This is a genomic window from Xanthomonas sp. CFBP 8443, from assembly GCF_025666195.1.
Lineage (GTDB): Bacteria > Pseudomonadota > Gammaproteobacteria > Xanthomonadales > Xanthomonadaceae > Xanthomonas_A.
The window spans coordinates 3,035,467-3,057,186 of record NZ_CP102592.1; the positions used below are offsets into that span (position 1 = coordinate 3,035,467).

At 69.7% G+C, this 21,720-nt stretch carries 16 protein-coding genes and 1 pseudogene; 9 read left to right on the forward strand and 8 right to left on the reverse strand.

From position 1 onward, the window contains the following. The first annotated feature begins 120 nt into the window (after positions 1-120). The 4 genes from NUG20_RS12640 (at position 121) to NUG20_RS12655 (ending at position 4,583) form a co-directional block, all read left to right on the forward strand. Positions 121-1,026: a dimethylarginine dimethylaminohydrolase family protein gene (locus tag NUG20_RS12640; protein ID WP_263394827.1), complete on the forward strand. Its 906-nt coding sequence runs from the start codon at positions 121-123 to the stop codon at positions 1,024-1,026. Positions 1,027-1,400: 374 nt separating this feature from the next. Beyond that, complete coding sequence (locus tag NUG20_RS12645; RefSeq protein ID WP_263394828.1) at positions 1,401-3,284, forward strand: ABC transporter ATP-binding protein; 1,884 nt, start codon at positions 1,401-1,403, stop codon at positions 3,282-3,284. 26 nt (positions 3,285-3,310) lie between these two features. Further along, on the forward strand, positions 3,311-3,706 hold the full coding sequence (locus NUG20_RS12650) for a hypothetical protein (RefSeq protein WP_263394829.1): 396 nt from the start codon (positions 3,311-3,313) through the stop codon (positions 3,704-3,706). A gap of 97 nt (positions 3,707-3,803) precedes the next feature. Next, entirely contained in the window at positions 3,804-4,583 is a 780-nt protein-coding gene (locus tag NUG20_RS12655) for a ferredoxin--NADP reductase (protein ID WP_263394830.1), read from the forward strand. 143 nt (positions 4,584-4,726) lie between these two features. Here the strand turns inward: NUG20_RS12655 and NUG20_RS12660 are convergent, their stop codons facing one another. Continuing rightward, positions 4,727-5,218: a glutathione peroxidase gene (locus NUG20_RS12660; RefSeq protein WP_263394831.1), complete on the reverse strand. Its 492-nt coding sequence runs from the start codon at positions 5,216-5,218 to the stop codon at positions 4,727-4,729. Continuing rightward, positions 5,219-7,261 carry an amidohydrolase family protein gene (locus tag NUG20_RS12665; protein WP_263394832.1) on the reverse strand — a complete coding sequence of 681 codons (2,043 nt, stop codon included), beginning with the start codon at positions 7,259-7,261 and terminating at the stop codon, positions 5,219-5,221. A gap of 208 nt (positions 7,262-7,469) precedes the next feature. Between NUG20_RS12665 and NUG20_RS12670 the strand changes: the two genes are divergently transcribed. Then, complete coding sequence (locus NUG20_RS12670; RefSeq protein ID WP_263394833.1) at positions 7,470-9,671, forward strand: M3 family metallopeptidase; 2,202 nt, start codon at positions 7,470-7,472, stop codon at positions 9,669-9,671. 84 nt (positions 9,672-9,755) lie between these two features. Here the strand turns inward: NUG20_RS12670 and NUG20_RS12675 are convergent, their stop codons facing one another. The 4 genes from NUG20_RS12675 to NUG20_RS12690 form a co-directional block, all read right to left on the reverse strand. Beyond that, the gene (locus NUG20_RS12675; RefSeq protein ID WP_263394834.1) at positions 9,756-10,253 is read right to left on the reverse strand and encodes a MarR family winged helix-turn-helix transcriptional regulator; all 498 of its coding nucleotides are present in this window, start codon (positions 10,251-10,253) and stop codon (positions 9,756-9,758) included. A 76-nt stretch (positions 10,254-10,329) separates the two neighbouring features. After that, the gene (gene cfa / locus NUG20_RS12680; protein WP_263394835.1) at positions 10,330-11,448 is read right to left on the reverse strand and encodes a cyclopropane fatty acyl phospholipid synthase; all 1,119 of its coding nucleotides are present in this window, start codon (positions 11,446-11,448) and stop codon (positions 10,330-10,332) included. 15 nt (positions 11,449-11,463) lie between these two features. Then, positions 11,464-12,267: a PdaC/RsiV family protein gene (locus NUG20_RS12685; RefSeq protein WP_263394836.1), complete on the reverse strand. Its 804-nt coding sequence runs from the start codon at positions 12,265-12,267 to the stop codon at positions 11,464-11,466. A 119-nt stretch (positions 12,268-12,386) separates the two neighbouring features. Next, entirely contained in the window at positions 12,387-12,674 is a 288-nt protein-coding gene (locus NUG20_RS12690; protein ID WP_263394837.1) for a GNAT family N-acetyltransferase, read from the reverse strand. A 299-nt stretch (positions 12,675-12,973) separates the two neighbouring features. Here NUG20_RS12690 and NUG20_RS12695 point away from each other — a divergent pair, with 299 nt between their 5' ends. Beyond that, entirely contained in the window at positions 12,974-13,174 is a 201-nt protein-coding gene (locus tag NUG20_RS12695; protein WP_263394838.1) for a hypothetical protein, read from the forward strand. A gap of 188 nt (positions 13,175-13,362) precedes the next feature. Here the strand turns inward: NUG20_RS12695 and NUG20_RS12700 are convergent, their stop codons facing one another. Further along, positions 13,363-13,998, reverse strand: coding sequence for a rhomboid family intramembrane serine protease (locus tag NUG20_RS12700; RefSeq protein ID WP_263394839.1), 636 nt, complete (start codon positions 13,996-13,998; stop codon positions 13,363-13,365). An 8-nt stretch (positions 13,999-14,006) separates the two neighbouring features. After that, entirely contained in the window at positions 14,007-15,563 is a 1,557-nt protein-coding gene (locus NUG20_RS12705) for a POT-type proton-dependent oligopeptide transporter (protein ID WP_263394840.1), read from the reverse strand. Between the two features lie 257 nt (positions 15,564-15,820). Between NUG20_RS12705 and NUG20_RS12710 the strand changes: the two are divergent. From NUG20_RS12710 to NUG20_RS12725, 3 genes and pseudogenes are all read left to right on the forward strand, one after another. Then, a pseudogene (locus NUG20_RS12710) lies at positions 15,821-17,515 on the forward strand (M14 family metallopeptidase); the annotation flags it as partial. A gap of 79 nt (positions 17,516-17,594) precedes the next feature. After that, on the forward strand, positions 17,595-20,576 hold the full coding sequence (locus tag NUG20_RS12720) for a glycoside hydrolase family 3 C-terminal domain-containing protein (protein WP_317852719.1): 2,982 nt from the start codon (positions 17,595-17,597) through the stop codon (positions 20,574-20,576). 224 nt (positions 20,577-20,800) lie between these two features. Next, positions 20,801-21,703 carry an endonuclease/exonuclease/phosphatase family protein gene (locus NUG20_RS12725; protein WP_263394841.1) on the forward strand — a complete coding sequence of 301 codons (903 nt, stop codon included), beginning with the start codon at positions 20,801-20,803 and terminating at the stop codon, positions 21,701-21,703. Positions 21,704-21,720: the final 17 nt, after the last annotated feature.

Below are 21,720 nucleotides of genomic sequence, written 5' to 3' on the forward strand. Positions count from 1 at the left end.
CATCACAGCTGCAGCGCCCCTGCAATCCCGAATCCCGAATTCCCGATCTCGGCCCCAGACATGTCTCCGCAACACGCCATCGCTAGCGTCTGCGCATCACCAGCGCACAGCGAGGCGGGCATGACCGAGAAATTCCTGGCGGGTGCGGCAGTCGAGGACGAGGCGGACCTGGCCCTGGCCGAACCGGCGCCACAGGCCCCGGCCACCGCCCGCGACGGCCACCGCCTGCTGATGTGCGCGCCGCAGCACTTCGCGGTGGACTACGTGATCAACCCATGGATGGAAGGCAACGTGCACGCGGCCAGCCGCGAACGCGCGCAGGCGCAATGGGACGCGCTGGTCGCCGCGGCCGAAGCGGCCGGTGCCCGGGTCGAGCGCATCGCTCCGGCCGCCGGCCTGCCCGACATGGTGTTCAGCGCCAACGCCGGCTTAGTCCTCGGCGACAGCTTCGTGCCCAGCCGTTTCCGCCATGCCGAGCGCCGCGGCGAGGAGGCGCTGTTCGCCGACTGGTGCCGCCGCGCCGGCTTGCGCATCCGCATGCTGCCCGAGCACCTGCGCTTCGAAGGCGCCGGCGATGCGCTGCTGGACCGGGGCGCGCGCCGCTTGTGGATGGGCCACGGCCATCGCAGCGACCTGGCCGCCGCGCACGCACTGGCCGCGCTGCTGGACATCGAGGTGATCCCGCTGCGCCTGGTCGATCCGCGCTTCTATCACCTGGACACCTGCTTCTGCCCGCTGCGCGACGGCTACCTGCTGTACTACCCGGCCGCGTTCGACGACTACGCCCAGCAGGCGATCGCCCGCCGCATCCCGCCTGCACGGCGCATTGCGGTGAGCGAGGCCGATGCCCTCGCCTTCGCCTGCAACGCGGTGGACCTTGACCAGCACCTGCTGCTCAACCGCGCCTCGCCCGCACTGTGCGCGGCCCTGGCCCGAATCGGCTACCGCGTGGTGCAGACCCCGCTGGACGAATTCCTCAAGGCCGGCGGCGCGGCCAAGTGCCTGACCCTGCGGCTGGACGAGTGAGGCTGGATCGGCGCTTTTTCCGATAGGGGCGGCGCCGGCTGGCCCAGGGCGATCGGTTGAGACGCGGACACGGTCGGCAAGGCCCGTCGCGACTGAAGTCGCTCCCACAGCGAAGCCGACAGGTCTGGCCAGTGGACCACAGTATTCCGGCACCGCCAGCCGTCGCCGGAGTATCGCGGGTCGCCTGAGTGGTAGCAGTCGTTCGGCAAGCCCATTGTGGGAGCGACTTCAGTCGCGACGGGCCTTGCCGACCAAGCCCAATGCAGCGCAGACAGGCGCAACCGCGGACCAGCCCTCACTCCCGCGCGCCGACTTGAGTTCTGCGCGCCGCCCAAACACTCCCCGCGCACGCCCGGCCCCGGCACAATGCACCGATGGCCTCCTCTCCCCCTTCCCACGGTGCCGCGCCCGCCGCGTCCCGCACCGGCCCCAGCCTGCGCGAGCGCTTCGACGCGATGCGCAACCTGCCGCCGTTCCTGCGCCAGATCTGGCAGACCAGCCGCTGGCTGACCCTGACCAGCATCGGCCTGCGCGTGCTGCGCGCGCTGATCCCGGTGGCCTCGCTGTACATCGGCAAGCTGATCATCGACGAGGCGATCCATCTGGTCGGGCAGTCGCCCGGCTTCACCTCGTTCGGCGAGGCGCTGGCCAGCGGGCGGCTGCAGCGGTTGCTGGAACTGCTGGCGCTGGAACTGGCGCTGGCGATCGGCTCGGACCTGCTCGGGCGGCTGGTGAGCTATGCGGACACGCTGCTGTCGGAGCTGTTCAACAACGTCACCAGTGTGCAGCTGATGGAGCATGCCGCGCAGCTGGACCTGGAGGATTTCGAAGACCCGGAGCAGCAGGACAAGCTCGACCGCGCGCGGCGCCAGACCATGGGCCGGATGAACCTGATGAGCCAGCTGTTCGGCCAGGTGCAGGACGCGATCACGGTGGTCAGCTTCGCGATCGGCCTGGTGGTCTATGCGCCGTGGCTGATGCTGCTGCTGGCCGTGGCGCTGATCCCGGCGTTCGTCGGCGAGGCGCATTTCAACGCGCTGGGCTATTCGCTGAACTTCCAGTGGACCGCCGAGCGGCGCCAGCTCGACTACCTGCGCCAGGTCGGCGCCAGCGTCGAGACCGCCAAGGAAGTGAAGATCTTCAATCTGCACAGCTTCCTGATCGGGCGCTACCGCGCGCTGGCCGACCGCTTCTTCCAGGCCAACCGCGCGCTGGCGCGCAAGCGCATGCTGTGGGGCACGCTGCTGGCGGCGCTGGGTACGCTGGGCTACTACGCCGCCTACGGCTACATCGCCTGGCGCACGGTGCGCGGCGATTTCAGCATCGGCGACCTGACCTTCCTGGCCGGCAGTTTCCTGCGCCTGCGCCAGTTGCTGGAGGGGCTGCTGATCGGTTTTTCGCAGGTGGCCGGGCAGGCGCTGTACCTGGACGACCTGTATTCGTTCTTCCGCATCGTGCCGGAGATCCGCACCCGGCCCGGCGCGGTGCCGGTGCCGCGGCCGATCGCGCGCGGCTTCGTGTTCGAGAACGTCGGCTTCCGCTATCCGGACGCCGAGCAGTGGGCGGTGCGACACCTGGACTTCGCCCTGCACGCCGGCGAAGTGCTGGCGCTGGTCGGCGAGAACGGCGCCGGCAAGACCACCCTGGTCAAGCTGCTGGCGCGGCTGTACGACCCGGACGAGGGCCGCATCCTGCTCGATGGCCGCGACCTGCGCGACTACGACCTGGACGACCTGCGCGCCAACCTGGGGGTGATCTTCCAGGACTTCGTGCGCTACCACCTCAGCGCCGGCGAGAACATCGGCGTCGGCCGGGTCGATTCGATGGCCGATACGACGCGGATCCGTGCCGCCGCGCAGCGGGCGATGGCCAGCGAACTGATCGAAGGCCTGCCGCACGGCTACGAGCAGTTGATCGGACGCCGCTTCAAGACCGGCGTGGACCTGTCCGGCGGGCAGTGGCAGAAGATCGCGATTGCGCGCGCCTACATGCGCGATGCGCAGGTGATGATCCTCGACGAGCCCACCGCGGCGCTGGACGCGCGCAGCGAGTTCGAGGTGTTCCAGCGCTTCAAGGAACTGTCGGACAACCGCACCGCGGTGCTGATCTCGCACCGCTTCTCCAGCGTGCGCATGGCCGACCGCATCCTGGTCCTGGCCGGCGGCCAGATCGAGGCCAGCGGCACCCACGCCGAACTGATGGCGCAGGGCGGGCGCTACGCGGAGCTGTTCGAACTGCAGGCCGCTGGGTATCGTTGAGCCTCGCCTGCCCTTTCGGACCCGCCATGCCGCGACGCCTCCTGCCCTGCCTGCTCGCCGCCGCCGTAGCGTTCCCCGCTGCCGCGGCCGACCCGGTCCCCGCGCCCTCGGACTACGCCGCGGCCAAGGCGCTGGCCGACCGCGACGAGGCCGCGCTGCCTAGCGCGTTGGCCGAGCGCCTGCAGGCGCTGCAACGCGCGGCGCTGGACGAGGGCGTGGCCAGTTGCGCCACGCCGCGGCCGGACACCGCGCCGTTCGCCATCGTGGTCCAGCTGCAGGCCGACGGCAGCGTCGCTGCGAGCTGGCGCAACGGCACCACGCCGCTGGCGCTGTGCCTGGAGCGTTTTCTGCGCCAGCGCCCGCTGCTGGCCCCGCCGCAGGCGCCGCTGTACCTGTCCTACGAGCTGTCGTTCACGAAGTGACGCGCGGCGGGATGGACTGGCCCAAATGAGATCGCCTCTCATTTGAGTCGACATGGGGTAGAATGGCCGCAGCTCCTTCCCCATAACGATCAACGGCATGTCCTCTGCTTTTGGCCCCGAAACGGTGCTCGAAGTCCGTCACTGGACGGACGACTACTTCAGCTTCACCACCACCCGCAACGAAGGTTTCCGCTTCGACAACGGCCAGTTCGTGATGATCGGCCTGGAGACGGAGACGCGGCCGCTGCTGCGCGCCTACTCCATCGCCAGCGCCAACTGGGAAGAGCGGCTGGAGTTCTTCAGCATCAAGGTGCCGGACGGCCCGCTGACCTCGCGCCTGCAGCACATCAAGCCGGGCGACTCGGTGCTGGTCGGCAAGAAGCCCACCGGCACACTGCTGATCAGCGACCTGCACCCGGGCCGGCACCTGTACCTGCTCGGCACCGGCACCGGCCTGGCGCCGTGGCTGTCGGTGATCAAGGACCCGGAGACCTACGAGCGTTTCGACAAGGTGATCCTGACCCACGGCGTGCGCTTCGAAAAAGACCTGGCCTACCGCGACTACTTCGAGAACGAGTTGCCACAGCACGAGTTCCTCGGCGACACGATCCGCGAGAAGCTGCTGTACTACCCGGCGGTGACCCGCGAGGACTTCCGCAACCGCGGCCGCCTCACCGAGCTGATCGAGAACGGGCAGATGCAGCAGACCCTGGGCCTGCCGCCGCTGGATCCGGAACACGACCGGGCGATGATCTGCGGCAGCCCGCAGATGCTGGCCGACCTGCGCCAGACCCTGGACGCGCGCGGCTTCGTCGCCTCCTCGCGGATCGGCACGCCGGGCCATTACGTGTTCGAACGGGCGTTCGTCGAGAAGTAACCGGCGACCGCGATACCTGCGCCGGCCAACCGCGGCGCGCTTTTGTAGGAGCGGCTTCAGCCGCGACAGTTGCTCTCCGTAGAGCCTGTCGCGGCTGAAGTCGCTCCTACAGAAAAGCCCCTCACATCGCGCACCGCTTGCACTCAGCCCAGCGCGCGCTCGATGTCCGCGGCCAGCGCTTCGGGCTTGTCGGTCGGCGCATAGCGTGCCAGCACCTGGCCGTCGCGGCCGACCAGGAACTTGCTGAAGTTCCACTTGATCGCGGCGATGCCGAGCAGCCCCGATTTCTGCTGCTTGAGCCATTGCCACAGCGGATGCGCCGCGTCGCCGTTGACCTGCACCTTGGCGAACATCGGGAAGTCGACCTCGTAGGTCAGCGCGCAGAACCGCTTGATCTCCTCGGCGTCGCCGGGTTCCTGGTGGCCGAACTGGTCGCACGGGAAGCCGAGCACCACCAGCCCGCGTTCGCGGTACTGCCGCCACAGCGCTTCCAGCCCGGCGTACTGCGGGGTGAAGCCGCACTTGGAGGCGACGTTGACGATCAGCAGCACTTTGCCCGCGTAATCGGCCAAGGGTTGCGGGCGGCCGTCGATGTCGGTGGCGGTGAAGGCGAAAGCGGTGGTCGGCGTGTCCATTCAATCCTCGACGGTGGCGATGCGCGCGGGCGCGGCGAACGGTTCGATGCCCAGCGCGGCATGCACTTCGCTGGGGTAGTAGGCGGTGCCCTGCTTGACCACCAGCGCGACCTTGCGCAGGTCGGCGATGTCGCGGGTCGGGTCGCCGTCGACCAGGATCAGGTCGGCGCGCTTGCCCGGGGTGATCGAGCCGCGGCTGTCCAGGGTGCGCGAGTACTTGGCGCCGTTCCAGGTCGCCACCTGCAGCGCCTGCGCCGGAGTCAGCCCGGCCTGCACGTACAGTTCGATCTCGCGCTGCAGGGTGAATCCGGGCGTGGCGTCGGTGCCGGCCACCAGCGGCACGCCGGCCCGGTACAGGCGCCCGACGAAGCCCACCATCTTGTCGTAGGACCGGGTGTACAGCGCCGCGGTGGCGTCGTCGGGAATGTCGAACTCGGCGCTGCGCAGCCCGCGCTGCACGTCCGGCGGCAGGTGCTCGGCGACCGCGGCGTAGGCCTGCGACAGTTCCCCCGGGCGCTGGCGGATGAAGTCGAAGGTGGCCACGGTCGCATCGATCACGGTCTGCCGCTTGGCCAGCTCCTGCACGAAGGCCTGCACCGGCGCAGAGTCGAAATCCAGGTCGGCGGTGCGCTTGGCCGGCAGGTAGAAGCGCTCCAGCGTGCGCGTATCGGTGTCGTGGGTGGCGTAGAAGTTCAGCAGCACCTGGTTGATGTGCTGGATCTCGTCGTAGCCCTGCTCCACCGCCTCGTGCGCGAGCATGTGCACGGGGATGTGCCCGCTGACGCGCAGGCCCTTGGCGTGCGCGTAGGCCGCGGTGTCGCGCACCAGCGCCTGCGGGAACGAGTTGTAGATCTTGATGCCGACGTAGCCGTGCGTCGCATACCAGTCGACGGCCTCGTTGGCCTGCGCCTGGGTACTGATCACGAAGCCGTTGCGCGCCGACATCGGGCTCTCGCCCTCCAGGAACCCGCAGGCGACCAGGCTCGGCATCAGCAGCTGGCCGGCGCGTTCTTCCTGCATCACCTGCTGCAGCGTGGCGTTGTCGTTGCCCATGTCGCGCACCGTGGTGACGCCGGCAGCCAGGTGCAGGCCGCCGTCCCAGCGGCCGACATGCCCGTGCATGTCGAACAGGCCGGGCAGCAGCACCCGCCCCTGCGCGTCGATCACCTGCTGCGCCTTCGCCGGCGCGGCGCCGGTGGCTGCCACCGAGACGATCTTGCCGTCGCGCAGCAGCACGTCGGAGGCGGCGCCGAGCGTGGCGTGCTCGCTGTCGAACACGCGCGCGTTGCGGATCAACGTGGTGCCGGGCAAGGGATGCGCCAGGCGCTGCTGCAGGTCGACCAGGGCGGTGGCCTCGGCCTGCTTCTGCGCCGCTTCCAGCGCGTCGGCGTCCTTCTCGTAGCCGGCCTCGATCAGTTGCATCCAGCCCGGCGCGATGAACGCGAACAGGCGCGGCGCGGCGCCAGTGGTGAGCCAGGCGAAGGTGGGCGTGAAGCCGACCCCGGTCAGCGCCACCAGTTGCACCTCACGCGCGCTGTTGCCGCGGCCGACCTGCGCCTGCACCAGCTTGCGCAGGGTCAGGGTGCCGCTGGGGATCAGCGGCAGCTTACCGTCGCTGCGGCGGACCAGCGCACTCACCGCCACCGAGGTCGCCGCCGGCGTGCCGCCGAGCGGCCAGTACTGGGCGCTGCCGGCCACGCGCCGCTCGCCCTGGTCGGACGCGGTCTTCCAGTGCACGCGCTCGCCGTCGCGGCTGAAGCGCTCGTCCACCGGCGCGCCGAAGGTCGAGGTGCCCTGCACCTGGTAGGTCTTGAAGGTGCCGTCGGCCGCCAGCGTGTACTGCTCCTTCAGTTCCGGGCCGCGGCCGTTGTCCTTGAACACGAAGTCCACGCGGGTGACGCCGTCGTCGCCGACCTCGACGGTCTGCTGCCCGGCCTGCGTGCCGCCGTCCACCAGCGCCACGTAGCGCAACGTCTGCGCCGACCACGCCGGCGCCGCCCATGCCGCGCACGCGGCCACGCACAAGCCGAACATCGCTTTCATCGGTTCTCCCCGCGGCCTTGGGCCGTCTTCACGCAATGGCAGTGGTCTGCATCGGTCTGGCGCTATATGACGCCGCCGCCGCGGCGAAGGCAAGCGCAGCCGCAGCATGCGCCGGGCCTGGCGCCTGGCACCCATGGCTTTAGTCACAGGCCACATGCGCCATGCTGGGGTAGCCTGCATGGTCCGCCTTATCGCTGGATGCCGCTTGATGACCACCCGCCTCGCCCTCGCGCTCGCCGCCACGCTCGGACTCGCCATGCCTGCCTACGCCAACGCCGCCACGCCCGCCGCTTCGCAGGCGGCCACCCAGGGCAACCCGTTCTTCGCCGAAAGCCCGTTGCCGCTGCACTACCCGCAGTTCGACCGGATCAAGGACAGCGACTTCGCCCCGGCCTTCGATTCCGGCATGGCGCAGCAGCTGAAGGAAGTGGAGGCGATCGCCAACCAGAAGGCCAAGCCGACCTTCGACAACACCATCGTGGCGATGGAGAAGAGCGGCCAGGTGCTGGACCGCGCCACCACCGTGTTCTTCAACCTGGTCGGCGCCGACACCAACGACGCGCGCAAGCAGCTGCAGGCCGATTATTCGGGCAAGTTCGCCGCGCACCGCGACACCATCTCGCTCAATCCCAAGCTGTTCGCGCGCATCCAGGCGCTGTACGACACCCGCGACCAGCTCAGCCTGGACGCGCAGGGCGTGCGCCTGGTCGAGAAGTACTACAGCGATTTCGTGCGCGACGGCGCCAAGCTCGGCGATGCCGACAAGACCAAGCTCAAGGCGATGAACGCCGAGCTGGCCAAGCTCGGCACCCAGTTCAGCCAGAACGTGCTGGCCGAAGTGAACGCCGCCGCCGTGGTGGTGGACGACGTCAAGCAGCTCGACGGCCTGTCCGACGAACAGATCGCCGCGGCGGCCGAAGCGGCCAAGGCGCGCAAGCTCGACGGCAAGTACGTGATCGCGCTGCTCAACACCACCGGCCAGCCGCCGCTGACCCAGCTCAAGGACCGCGCGCTGCGGCAGAAGATCTACGAAGCCTCGGTGTCGCGCGGCAGCCACGGCGGCCAGTACGACAACACCGCCCTGGTGTCGCGGATCATGAGCCTGCGCGCCGACCGCGCCAAGCTGCTGGGCTATCCGAACCACGCCACCTATTCGCTGGAAGACCAGACCGCCAAGACGCCCGAGGCGGTCAACGCAATGCTCGGCAAGCTGGCCCCGGCCGCGGTGGCCAACGCCAAGCGCGAGGCCGCCGACCTGCAGGCGATGATCGACAAGGAACAAAAAGCCGCCGGCAAGCCGAGCTTCAAGCTCGCCGCCTGGGACTGGGCCTACTACACCGAGAAGGTGCGCCAGGCCAAGTACGATTTCGACGAGAGCCAGCTCAAGCCGTACTTCGAACTGAAGAACGTGCTGGAGAACGGCGTGTTCTACGCCGCCAACCAGGAGTACGGGCTGACCTTCAAGCAGCGCACCGACCTGCCGACCTACCGCGACGACCTGCTGGTCTACGACGTGTTCGACGCCGACGGCGCCCAGTTGGCGATCTTCATCGCCGACATGTACGCGCGCGAATCCAAGCGTGGCGGCGCGTGGATGAACTCCTACGTGTCGCAGTCGGCGCTGACCGGCTACAAGCCGGTGGTCGCCAACCACCTCAACATCCCCAAGCCGCCGGCCGGGCAACCGACCCTGCTGACCTGGGACGAGGTCACCACCGCGTTCCACGAGTTCGGCCACGCACTGCACGGCATGTTCTCCAACGTGAAGTACCCGTACTTCTCCGGCACCAGCGTGCCGCGCGACTTCGTCGAGTTCCCGTCGCAGGTCAACGAGATGTGGGCCGACGACCCGGCCATCCTCAAGCACTACGCCAAGCACTACCAGACCGGCGCGGCAATGCCGCAGGCCTTGCTGGACAAGGTGGTGGCCGCGGCCAAGTTCAACCAGGGCTTCGCCACCACCGAGTACCTGGGCGCGGCGATGCTGGACCAGCGCTGGCACCAGCTCGGCGCCGGCCAGGTGCCGCCGGCATCGGGGGTGATGGACTTCGAGGCCAAGGCCCTGGCCGCCGACGGCATCGCCTACGCGCCGGTGCCGCCGCGCTACCGCACGCCCTATTTCAGCCACATCATGGGCGGCTACGCGGCCGGCTATTACGCCTACATCTGGTCCGAAGTGCTCGACGCCAACACCCAGCAGTGGTTCAAGCAGCACGGCGGGCTCAGCCGCGCCAACGGCGACCGCTTCCGCCAGACCCTGCTCTCGCGCGGCGGCAGCGTCGATGCGATGCAGCTGTTCCAGGACTTCGCCGGGCACGCGCCGAAGATCGAGCCGTTGCTGGAAAAGCGCGGCCTGACCCCGGGCGGCGGCGACGGCGCCCTGCCGCAGACGCCGGCCGGCAAGGACTGAGCCAGCGCGAAATGCGTCCGACGCCGTCCGCTCGCGGGCGGCGTTTTCGTTTACGGCGCCGCCGCGGCAGGCGGACGCCGTGGGTCAGCCGGCGTCGTCGATGCCGGCGAGCATCTTCTTGAGCAGCGTCTCCAGTTGCACCTGCTCGGCCTCGTCGAGGCCGGCGGTCTCCTCTTCCAGGAAGCCGCACACACTCGGCAGCATGCCTTCGATTAGCGCGATCCCGGCCGGCTGCAGGGTCAGGGTGATCTTGCGCCGGTCCTCGGGGCTGGCCGAGCGCAGCAGCAGGTCCTTGGCGCACAGGCTGTCGGTGAGGCGGGTGATGTTGGCCGGCTTCTCGCTCGCCGCCTCGGCCATCTCGGTGGGGGTGATGCTCTGCCCCGGCGTGCCGTACAGCATCATCAGGATCTCGTACTCCGGCGGGCTGATGCCGTGCGCCTTGAGCAGCACGCAGGCATTGGCATGGACGCGCTTGTACAGGTGCTTGACCAGCCTGACCAGGATGGCCGGTTCGCGGGGAAACGCGGGGTAGCGCTCGCAGGTATGTGCAACGCGGCGCTCGGTCTGATCGAAACTTCCCATGGGGGATCGGGATCGCATGTGGGTCGAAGCCGCCCATGCTACCCAGTGTCGCGCCGCAACGGCGGCCGCACGCCGCTCAACGCGGTGCGCGATACCCTCCGCGTACACCTTCCGGCGACAGCAGCAACTGCCACAGCTGCGCGCGGCGGCAGCGGAAGGTCGCCATCGACCCGGCCAGATAGAAGCGCCACATGCGCTGGAAGCGCGCGTCGTAGCGCTGCGCGTCCAGCCGCGGCCAGGCCGCCTCGACGTTGTCGCGCCAGGCCTGCAAGGTGCGGTCGTAGTCGGCGCCGAAGTTGTGCCAGTCCTCGCATACGAAGCGGCCTTCCAGCGCCACCGCGATCTGCGCGGCCGAGGGCAGCATCGAATTGGGAAAGATGTAGCGCGCGATCCACGGATCGGTACGGTGCCGCGATAGGTTGCTGCCGATGGTATGCAGCAGGAACAGCCCGTCCGGATGCAGGCAGCGCCGCGCCTGGGCGAGATAGGTGCGATAGTTCTTGTCGCCGACATGCTCGAACATGCCGATCGAGAAGATCGCATCGAAACGTTCGTCCACCGCGCGGTAGTCCTGCAGGCGGATCTCGACCGGCAGGCCGCGGCACAGCTGCCGCGCGTACTCTGCCTGGACCTGCGACACGGTGACGCCGACGCCGGCCACGCCATAGCGCTCGGCGGCGAACTTCAGCGCCTCGCCCCAGCCGCAGCCGATGTCCAGCACGCGCATGCCCCGTCGCAACCGCAGCTTGCGGCAGACCAGATCCAGCTTGGCCTCCTGCGCCGCATCCAGGTCGTCGGCCGCGGCCCAGTAGCCGCAGCTGTAGACCAGGCGGCGACCGAGCATCGCCTGGTACAGGTCGTTGCCCAGATCGTAGTGGCGGCGTCCGACCTCGTAGCTGCGGCGCCCGCGCTGCAGGTTGAACATGCGTGCGCGCAGCGCATAGGCCAGGTCGGCGATGCCGTGCACGCGCTGGTCCAGGCGGGCACCGATCAGCCGCGCCAGCGTCTCGTCCAGCGCCGGCGCATCCCACCATCCGTCCATGTAGCTTTCGCCCAGGCCCAGCGACCCCTGCGCCAGCACCCGCGCGTAGAAGCGCGGATCGTGCACTTGGAGGTCGTGCGGTCGCTGGCCGTCGATCCGCACGTCGGCACCGGCGAGCAGATCGACGACACGACGCTGCAGCGGCCCGGCCATGCCCGCAGCACCCCGCTACGCCGCGAACAGCTCCGCGTATTCCGGCGCGACCAGGCCGCGCAGCACGCTGGCCGGGACATCCACCGACTGCGTGCCATCGGAATACGGTCCCACCTGGTAGGGCGGGAACACGAAGCGCAACGCCACGATCTTGCCGGCGGCATCGACCAGCGGCTGGAACTGGCTGAAGTTCTGCGCCTGCGGCTCGGTGCCTTCGGCGATCATCTTGTCGGCGCTGCGCACCTGTTCGTCGTGGTCCTCCGGCGGCAGCTGCTCGGCGTCCACCCGCGCCTGCACCGCCTGGCGCAGTTGCGCGGCGACGTAGTCGGCCACCTGCGTCCAGCCCTTGGGATCGGGGATCAGTGTCTCGGCGGTGAGCATGCGCTGCTGCTGCGGCAGCCATACGAAGCGCGCCACCAGCGGCTCGCCATGGGCGCCGCCGGTATAGCGGCTGCCGTCGGCCGCCACGGCCACCAGCTCGGGCCGCTCCAGCAGCATCTCGAACTGCAGCGACAGTTCGTAGGGCGCGCTGGGACGGTCGTTGCCGAGGCCGCCGACCGCCTGCATCAATTCCTCGCGCGCGGCCTGCGCATAGCGCCCGACCGCCTCGGCCAGGCCCGGATAGCGGTTGAGCGCCGGCGGGAAGGTGATGCCGACGACGTAGCTGGGGCTGTGCTCGATCACGTCCTTCAGCTCCGCCGGCGCGGCCGCGGCCGGCGCTGCCGTTACGGCGGGCGCAGCGGCCGGCGCCGGTTCGGCGGCGGGCGTGGCCGCCTCGCGCTTGCACCCTGCCACGGCCAGCGTCGTCGCCAATGCCAACGCCGTCCACCGCCATCGATTGTTCGGTCCTGCCTGTGCCCTGTCCCTCACGTCCACTGCCCCTGTGTCCTGCGTTTGTGTGATGACGGATTATCGCGCCGTCGCCGCGTCGTGCGCACTCAGCCGAGCAAATCGGCGTATTCGGGATGGCGCTGAAAGAATGTCGCCGCATACGAACAGGCCGGGACCACCTTCAGTCCCTGCGCCCGCGCATGCGCCAACGCCGCCGTCACCAACCCCGCCGCCAGCCCGCGGCCGCCGATCGCGGCCGGCACGCCGGTATGGGTGATGACCAGGCGCCCGTCCTGCAGCAGGTAGTCCAGCGCGGCCTCGTGGCCGTCCAGTTGCAGCGCGAAACGCTGCCGCTGCGGGTCGTGCTCGATCGGCGGGAGGGACGCGGCGTTCATGGCCAGATTCGTGCGATGGAACGCGCAGTCTGGTCGGCCGCGCGCCGCGACGATGTGAAGCCGCGCGCCGCGCTGCGTCACCCGCGGCCGACGCATTGCGTCACTTCCGGCCTGGGAGGCGCCCTCGCCACGCCCCGGCATGACCCGGTCGGCGCCCGTACCGCCCTGCGGCTGCCCGCATCTGGGCCTGCGCCCTAAAGTCCCGCCGCACGCGGCCGCTACCAAGCGTGCAGCAGCGTGGAAACCTGGCATGCGACTTGCGGATTCCATCACGATGTCATCGAACAGGGGCGATACGTATGAGCGACAACGAACAGATCCATGGCGACCACGATGCGTCGTTGCTGGAAGGGCTGTACCAGCTGGTGGTCAGCGGCCACACCCAGGGCTGGGAATTCGACCAGCTCAACAGCGAGGTCTACGACCGGCTGAAGGAAACCTACGCGCACGCCGGCATCGGCAGCGCTCAGGTGCAGTTGCGCGGCCAAGAGGCCGCCTGAGCGGCTGAACGCCGCGCTCCGGTCCGCGCCGCGCAGGCCGGAGCCACCGCCCGCCCGGGCGGTCTCGATCGCCGCCATGGCACGCCGGCCACGCTGGCGGCCCGATTCCCGAAGTCCTCCCTCCCCTCGCACCGCCGCCGTTGGCCGGCCGCGACGGGATCCAGCCGCGACAAGTCGCGCGCCGCGTCCTAGCCGCGGCCGAAGCGCGGCTGCGCCAGCTGGTCGAGGAAGTGCTGCAGCACCGACGGCTCCATGATCAGCAGGAACATCACCCCGAACGCGGCGCCGGCCAGGTGCGCGCTGTGGTTGACGTTGTCGCCGCCGCGGCGGTCCATCCAGATGCTGTAGCCGACGTAGAACAGCGCGTAGAGGATGGCCGGGATCGGGATCGGGATGAAGAAGAAGTAGATCCCGGTCCACGGCGCCAGCAGGATGTAGGCGAACAGCACCGCCGACACCGCGCCCGAGGCGCCCAGGCTGAAGTAGTTCGGGTTCTTCTGGTTCTTCAGGTAGCTGGGCAGGATCGCCACCACCAGCGCCGCCAGGTAGAACAGCGGATAGGTCAGCATGCTGCCGGTCTGCCGCTCCATCAACGTCTCGATCGGACCGCCGAAGAAGTACAGCGTGATCATGTTGAACAGCAAATGCGGGAAATCGGCGTGGATGAAGCCGTGGGTCACCAGGCGGTCGTACTGCCTGTGCCGGTCGATCGCCGGCGGCCACAGGATCAGCCGGTCGAGCAGCTTGCGGTTGTTGAACGCCACCCACGACACCAGCACGGTGAGGGCGATCAGGATCAGGTTGACGGGGGTGACGGACGGCATGGGGGGCCTCAGGCGGGACGGTAGTGGTCGACCATGCGGTAGCGGCGCGCGTACAGGCCGAACAGCAACGCGGCGATCAGGGCGAATGCGGCGAAGAAGAACATCAGGAACGCGGTTTCGCTGAGCCCGGTGCTACCGATGTGCGCGGTGACGGTGTCGTTGCGCACCGCCGCGTTGGACAGCAGCACCCACAGGTTACCGACCGTGGTGGTCAGGTTCCAGAAGCTCATCACCACGCTCTTCATCGATTGCGGCGCCTGGCTGTAGGCGAACTCCAGGCCGGTCGCCGACACCAGCACCTCGCCGAAGGTCAGCAGCGCGTACGGCAGGATCTGCCAGGCGATGGACAGCGCGTCGCCGCCGTCCATCAGCACCTGCAGGGTGCCGACCACGATCCAGGCCAGGCCGCTGAAGACGATGCCGACGGTCATCCGCCGCAGCGCGGTCGGTTCGTAGCCGCGGCGGCGCAGCAGCGGGTACAGCACCAGGTTGTTGAACGGGATCAGCAGCATCACCAGCGCCGGATTCAGCGCCTGCATCTGCGAGGCGCTGAACCAGTCGGGCATCTGCATCCGCTGGCCCTGCAGCACCCAGGTCGAGGCCTTCTGGTCGAACAGCGAGAAGAACGGCGTGACCAGCGCGAACACCACCAGCACCCGCAGCACCGCGCGCACCCCGTCCACCGCCGCGTCCGGATGCACCGCGCGCGCCCGCTCCAGCTGCCACCAGGTGCCGCCACCGATCCCGGCCAGCAGCAGCACCAGCGCCAGACACAGGCAGATCACGATGCCCAGCGTCGGCAGCAGCGCGAAGCTGCCCAGCGCCAGCGCCACCGCGACCACGGCAAGCGCCAGACCGGGACGTCCCTGCCCCGGCACGCGCCGCAGCAGCGCGCTGCGCACCACCTGGGCGAAGCCGTGCGGATCCTTCGGCGGCAGCGGCACGTGCACGTAGCGGCGGCGCCCGGCCCAGAACACCAGGGTGGCCACGAACATCAGGATTCCGGGGATGCCGAACGCCCATGCCGGGCCGAGGTTCTTCAGCGCCAGCGGGATCAGCAGCGAGGCGAACAGCGAGCCGAAGTTGATGATCCAGTAGAACGCGTCGAACACCACCTTGGCCAGGTGCTTGTTGGACTGGTCGAACTGGTCGCCCATGAACGAGGCCACCAGCGGCTTGATCCCGCCCGCGCCCAGCGCGATCAGGCCCAGGCCGAGGAAGAAGCCGCCGCGGCTGCCTTCGAACAGCGCCAGGCAGGCATGGCCTGCGCAATAGACCAGGCTGAACCACAGGATGGTGTTGTACTTGCCGAAGAAGCGGTCGGCCAGCCAGCCACCGAGCAGCGGGAAGAAGAACACGCCGATCATGAAGCTGTGCATGATGTGCTTGGCCTCGGCCTCGCGGCCGGGCGCGGTCATCTCCTGCAGCAGCAGCGAGGTGATCAGGAACTGCACCAGGATGTTGCGCATCCCGTAGAAGCTGAAACGCTCGCAGGCCTCGTTGCCGATGATGTAGGGAATCTGCCGCGGCATCTTCGCGCCGGCGTGGCCGTTCGCCGCGCTCATGCGCAGATCCTCGTCGATGGTTCGCTCGTCACAGGCACCGTCCAGGCAAAATTTTCAGAAGGTTACCCGATCGTTCCAGGCGAATCGAACCGCCCGCAGTGCCCGCAATGACGTGCAGGTGCTTTCGCAAACGGCGCGCTGCACGCATCATGGGGGTCTTGTCCCGAGACGATGCCGCAATGATCCGACCCTGGCTGGCCCCCCTCCTGCTGCCGATGCTGCTGTGCAGCATGCCGTTGCTGGCCAGCGATGCGGGCCTGACCACCGAGGCCGAACGCAGCGGTTTCGCACGCACCGGGCGCTACGCGGAGACCATCGCGCTGTGCGACGCGTTCGCGCAGCGCTATCCGCAGGCGGTGCGTTGCTTCGACTTCGGCACCACGCCCGAGGGCCGGCCGATGAAGGCGCTGGCGGTGTCCACCTCCGGCGCGCTGGACGCCGCGACGGCGCAGGCGCGCAAGTTGCCGGTGGTGCTGATCCAGGGCGGCATCCACGCCGGCGAGATCGACGGCAAGGACGCCGGCTTCCTGGCGCTGCGCCAGCTGCTCGATGGCCAGGCCGCGCGCGGCGCGCTGGACAAGCAGGTGTGGCTGTTCGTGCCGGTGTTCAACGTCGACGGCCACGAGCGCTTCGGCGCCTGGAACCGCCCCAACCAGCGCGGCCCGGAACAGATGGGCTGGCGCACCACCGCGCAGAACCTCAACCTCAACCGCGACTACGTCAAGGCCGACGCGCCGGAGATGCAGGCGATGCTGCGCCTGGTCGAGCAATGGGACCCGCTGCTGTACGTGGACCTGCACGTCACCGACGGCGCGCAGTTCGAGCACGACGTGTCGGTGCAGGTCGAGCCGCTGCACGCCGGCGACGCCGCGCTGCGCGGCGACGGCCTGCGCCTGCGCGACAACGTACTTGCCGACCTGAAGCGGCAGGGCTCGCTGCCGCTGCCCTACTACCCCTCGTTCGTGGTCAGCGACGACCCCGCCTCCGGCTTCGCCGACGACGTGGCCACGCCGCGCTTCTCGCACGGCTATTTCCAGCTGCGCAACCGCTTCGGCGTGCTGGTCGAAACCCATTCGTGGAAGCCGTATCCGCAGCGCGTGCGCATCACCCGCAACACCATCGTCTCGGTGCTGCAGCAGGTGGCGCGCAACGGCAGCCGCTGGCGCGCCGATGCGCTGGCCGCCGACGCGCGCACGCAGCGGCTGGGCGGAAAGACGGTGGCGCTGGACTACCGCACCACCGAGCAGTCGCGCCTGGTGGATTTCCGCGGCTATGCCTACACCCGCACGCTGTCGCCGGTGTCCGGCGCGCTGATGACCCGCTACGACGAGCGCACGCCGCAGATCTGGCGGGTGCCGTTGCGCGACCAGATCGTGCCCAGCGTCGAAGTGGTCGCGCCGCGCGCCGGCTATCTGGTGCCGGCCGCGCAGGCCGCGCTGGTCGCGGCCAAGCTGCGCCAGCACGGCATCGCCTTCCGCACCTTGGAGACGGGCGCCACGCTGCCGGTGCAGAGCTTCCGTGCCGACGATGCCGGCTTCGCCGCGCGCTCGTCCGAAGGCCACCAGCGGCTCACCGTGAAGGGCGCCTGGCAGCCGGAAACGCGCACGCTCGGCACCGGCGCGCTGTTCGTGCCGATCGCCCAGCCCAAGGCACGGCTGCTGATGGCGCTGCTGGAGCCGCAGGCGCCGGACTCGCTGCTGCAATGGGGCGAGTTCAACAGCGCCTTCGAGCGCACCGAGTACATGGAAGACTATGTGGCCGAGGACGTGGCGCGGCAGATGCTGGCCAGCGACCCGGCACTGAAGGCCGAATTCGAGAGCAAGCTCGAGCACGACGCCGACTTCGCCAAGGATCCGCATGCGCGGCTGGAGTTCTTCCACCGCCGCCATTCCTCCTGGGATGCGCAGTACCGGCTGTATCCGGTGCTGCGCAGCGACGAAGCGCCGTCCTAGCGCTTCACCGGCTCTCCCCTCCCCCCTACTCCCCCAATGCGCAATCCCTTCAGCTGCTAGAGAGGCCTCACGCCCCGCTATGAAAACGTTTTCAGGACTCCTTTGCCTGGCGCTCGCGCTGGCCTGGCCGGCCTTCGCCGCGCCTGCGCCCGCGACCGACAAGGACGCACCGACGCTCAGCGTGGTCACGCTGAACCTGTACCACGACAAGCTCGACTGGCCGCAGCGGCGCACCCAGATCGTGCAGACCCTGCGCGAACTGCGGCCCGACGCGATCGCGCTGGAAGAAGTGATTCAGCACGACAAGCTGCCCAACCAGGCGCAATGGCTGGCCGAGCAGCTCGGCTACCAGTGGTACTTCACCAGCGTCGATCCGCCCGGCGCCGCGCAGCGCTACGGCAATGCGCTGCTGACCCGCCACCCGATCCTGGCGCGCGAGCAGATCCGGCTCAATCCGCTCGACGACAGCCGCACCGCCGGGCGCCTGCGCCTGGACGTGGACGGCCGCGTGGTCAATCTCTACGTCACCCACCTGCACTGGACCGAGGCCGGTGGCGCGTTGCGCGAGCGCCAGCTGCAGGACCTGCTGGCCTGGGTCGACGCCACCGCCGACGGCGCGCCGTCGCTGCTGGCCGGCGACTTCAACGCCAGCGCCAACGCGCCCGAACTGGCTGCGCTGCGCAGCGGTTTCGGCGACAGCTACGGCAGCCTGCACGGCGCCAAGGACGGCCGCGCCGACAGCACCCTGAACCCGAAGTTCAATCCGCCCCGGCGCATCGACCACGTGTTCTTCCAGCGCGAGCGCTTCGAACCGGTGAGCAGCCGCATCCTGTTCCGCAAGCCGGACGCGAACGGCGTCTGGGCCTCGGACCACTTCGGCCTGCTCAGCACCTTCCGCCTGGCGCCCAGCGCCGCGGCCGACGCGCAGCGCCCGTGGACCGATCGCGGCCTGGCGCCGGACCGGCGCGCCGCGCTGCTGGTGCAGGCGATGACCCAGGACGAGAAGTTCCAGATGCTGCACAGCTACTTCGGCCTGGGCAAGGACGGCGGTCCGCGGCCGCCCGGCGCGCTCGGTTCGGCCGGTTTCGTGCCGGCCATCGAGCGCCTGGGCATCGCCGCGCAGCAGCTGGCCGACGCCGGCGTCGGCGTGACCAATCCGGACAACGTGCGCCCCGGCGACTACGCCACCGCGCTGCCGTCCGGCCCGGCCACCGCCGCCACCTGGAACCGCGCACTGGCCTACGCCGGCGGCGCGACGATGGGCCGCGAATCCTGGCAGCAGGGCTTCAACGTGCTGCTCGCCGGCAGCGTCAACCTGCAGCGCGATCCGCGCAACGGCCGCAACTTCGAGTACGCCGGCGAAGATCCGCTACTGGCCGGAGTCATGGTCGGCGAGTCGATCCGCGGCGTGCAGAGCCAGCGCGTGGTGTCGACGATGAAGCACTTCGCGATGAACGACCTGGAGACCGGGCGCAACACCCACAGCGCCGACATCGGCGAGCAGGCCATGCACGAATCGGACCTGCTGGCGTTCGAGTTGGCGCTGCAGATCGGCGAGCCCGGCTCGGTGATGTGTTCCTACAACCGCATCAACGGCGTCTACGGCTGCGAGCACGACTACCTGCTCAACAAGGTGCTCAAGCAGGAATGGAAGTTCCCCGGCTACGTGATGTCCGACTGGGGCGGCGTGCACAGCGGCTCCAAGGCGGCGCTGGCCGGCCTGGACCAGCAATCGGCCGGCGAAGTGTTCGACAAGGCGGTGTATTTCGACGAACCGCTGCGCCTGGCGGTGGCCGGCGGCACGGTGCCGCAGGCGCGCCTGGAAGACATGGTGCGGCGCATCCTGCGCGCGTTCATCGCCACCGGCAGCTTCGACCATCCGCCGCAGCGGCAGCCGATCGACGCCGTCGCCGGCGGCGACGCGGTGCAGAAAGTGGTCGAGGAAGGCACGGTGCTGCTGCGCAACGAGCGCGACACGCTGCCGTTGCCACGCACGCTGCGCCGCATCGCGGTGATCGGCGGCCACGCCGACAAGGGCGTGATCGGCGGCGGCGGCTCGTCGATGGTCGGCTTCACCGTCAACGGCGGCAACGCGGTGCCGGGGCTGGCCCCGACCACCTGGCCGGGCCCGGTGATGTTCCATCCGTCCTCGCCGCTGCAGGCGCTGCGCAAGGCGCTGCCGGATGCGCGGATCGACTACGCCAGCGGCGACGACGTGGCCGTGGCGGCCAAGCTCGCGCGCGGCGCCGAGGCGGTGATCGTGTTCGCCACGCAGTGGTCGGCCGAATCGGTGGATCTGCCCGACATCCGCCTGCCCGGCAAGCAGGACGCGCTGATCGCGGCGATGGCCAAGGCCAACCCGCGCACCGTGGTGGTGCTGCAGACCAACGGCCCGGTGGCGATGCCGTGGCTGCAACAGGTGCCGGCGGTACTGGAAGCCTGGTACCCGGGCATCCGCGGCGGCGAAGGGCTGGCGCGCCTGCTGCTCGGCGACGCCAACCCGTCCGGGCGCCTGCCGGTGACCTGGCTGCGCGACGTGGCGCAGCTGCCGCGGCCGTCGATCCCGGGGCTGGGCTTCAAGCCGGCGCAACCGGCCGGCAGCAATGTCGACTACGACATCGAGGGCGCCAACGTCGGCTACCGCTGGTTCGCCGCGCGCGGCCTGGATCCGCTGTACGCGTTCGGCCACGGCCTGTCCTACACCCGCTTCGACTACGCCAACCTGAGCGTGCAGGCCGACGGCGCCAACGTGGTCGCCAGCTTCGACGTGCGCAACAGCGGCCAGCGCGAAGGCGCCGACGTGCCGCAGCTGTACCTGCGCCTGCCGCAGGGCCACCACACGCCGATCCGCCTGGTCGGCTGGGACAAGCTCACGCTCAAGCCCGGCGAGACCCGCCGCGTCAGCATCGTCGCCGAACCCAAGACCCTGGCCGACTACGACCCGGTGCAGCGCCAGTGGCGCATCGCCGCCGGCGACTACGAACTGGTGCTGGGCCGCTCGGCGACGCAGGCCGAGGCCACCGCACCGCTGCGGCTGCAGGACACCGTGCTGCCGCACTGACCGCCGGTGGCTCCCGTGCGCGCGCCGCGGCGGCGCGTGCACGGGCCATTGCAACACCACGAACCTGGAACCGCGTCACGCCAGAGCGATGACGCGGTTCGCGAACGAGGCCGGCGCGTTCCCGCATGCGCGCGCCGCAGCGATCCACTCGGCGTTCGACGCCGCATGCAGCGCCGCACGTTCCTACACGCGACGCTGAAGCCGCTGCCTCTAGCATCGTGCGGATGATGGGGACCACACGACGATGGCATCGCCTGGGCTGGCTGCTGCTGGCCCTGGTCGCGACTGCGCGCGCGCAATCGCTGCCCGCCGGCCTGCCCGCGGCGCCCGCCACGCCGCCCGGCGCCGCGCTCAGCGTGGTCAGCCTCAATCTCGAACAGGACCGCAACGATTGGCCGGCGCGCCGCGTGCGCATCGTCGATGCGCTGCGCCGCCTGCAACCCGACGCGATCGCGCTGCAGGAAGTGCTGCAGACTCCCGAGTTGCCGAACCAGGCGCACTGGCTGGCCGCGCAGCTCGGCTACCACTGCCATTTCATCAGCGCCGATCCGCCGAGCCGGCCGCAGCGCCGCGGCAACGCCTTGCTGACCCGCTTGCCGGTGCTGGAGGAAGCGGAGACCCTGCTGCATCCGTTCGAGGACTACAGCGTGGCCGGGCTGGTGCGCGTGGACCTGCACGGGCAGCCGGTGAACCTGTATTTCACCCGCCTGCATGCCGAGCGCGATGGCGGCGCCAACCGGCGCGAACAGGCCGACGATCTGATGGCGTGGATCGACGCCACCGCCGAGGGCGTGCCGGCGTTGCTGGCCGGCGGTTTCTTCGCCGCCGCCGACGCGCCGGAACTGGCGCCGCTGGCGGCGCGCTTCGGCGACAGCGACGCACGCCTGCGCGGCGCCCGCGCCGAGGAGGCGCCGCGCAACGGGCTGGACCCGCGCGTGTTCGCGCTCCCCGCGCAGGCCGACCATGTGTTCTTCGAACGCGGCCGCTTCCGCCCGCTGCGCAGCACGCGGCTGCTGCCGCGTGCGCCGGGCGCGGCGCGCGGCGCCGACCCGCGCGGCCTGCTGGTCGCGCTGCAGCCGCTGGATCCGCCGCCGGAAGACGCCATACCGCCGCTGCCGGGATCCTGAGCCCGCGCCGACCGCGG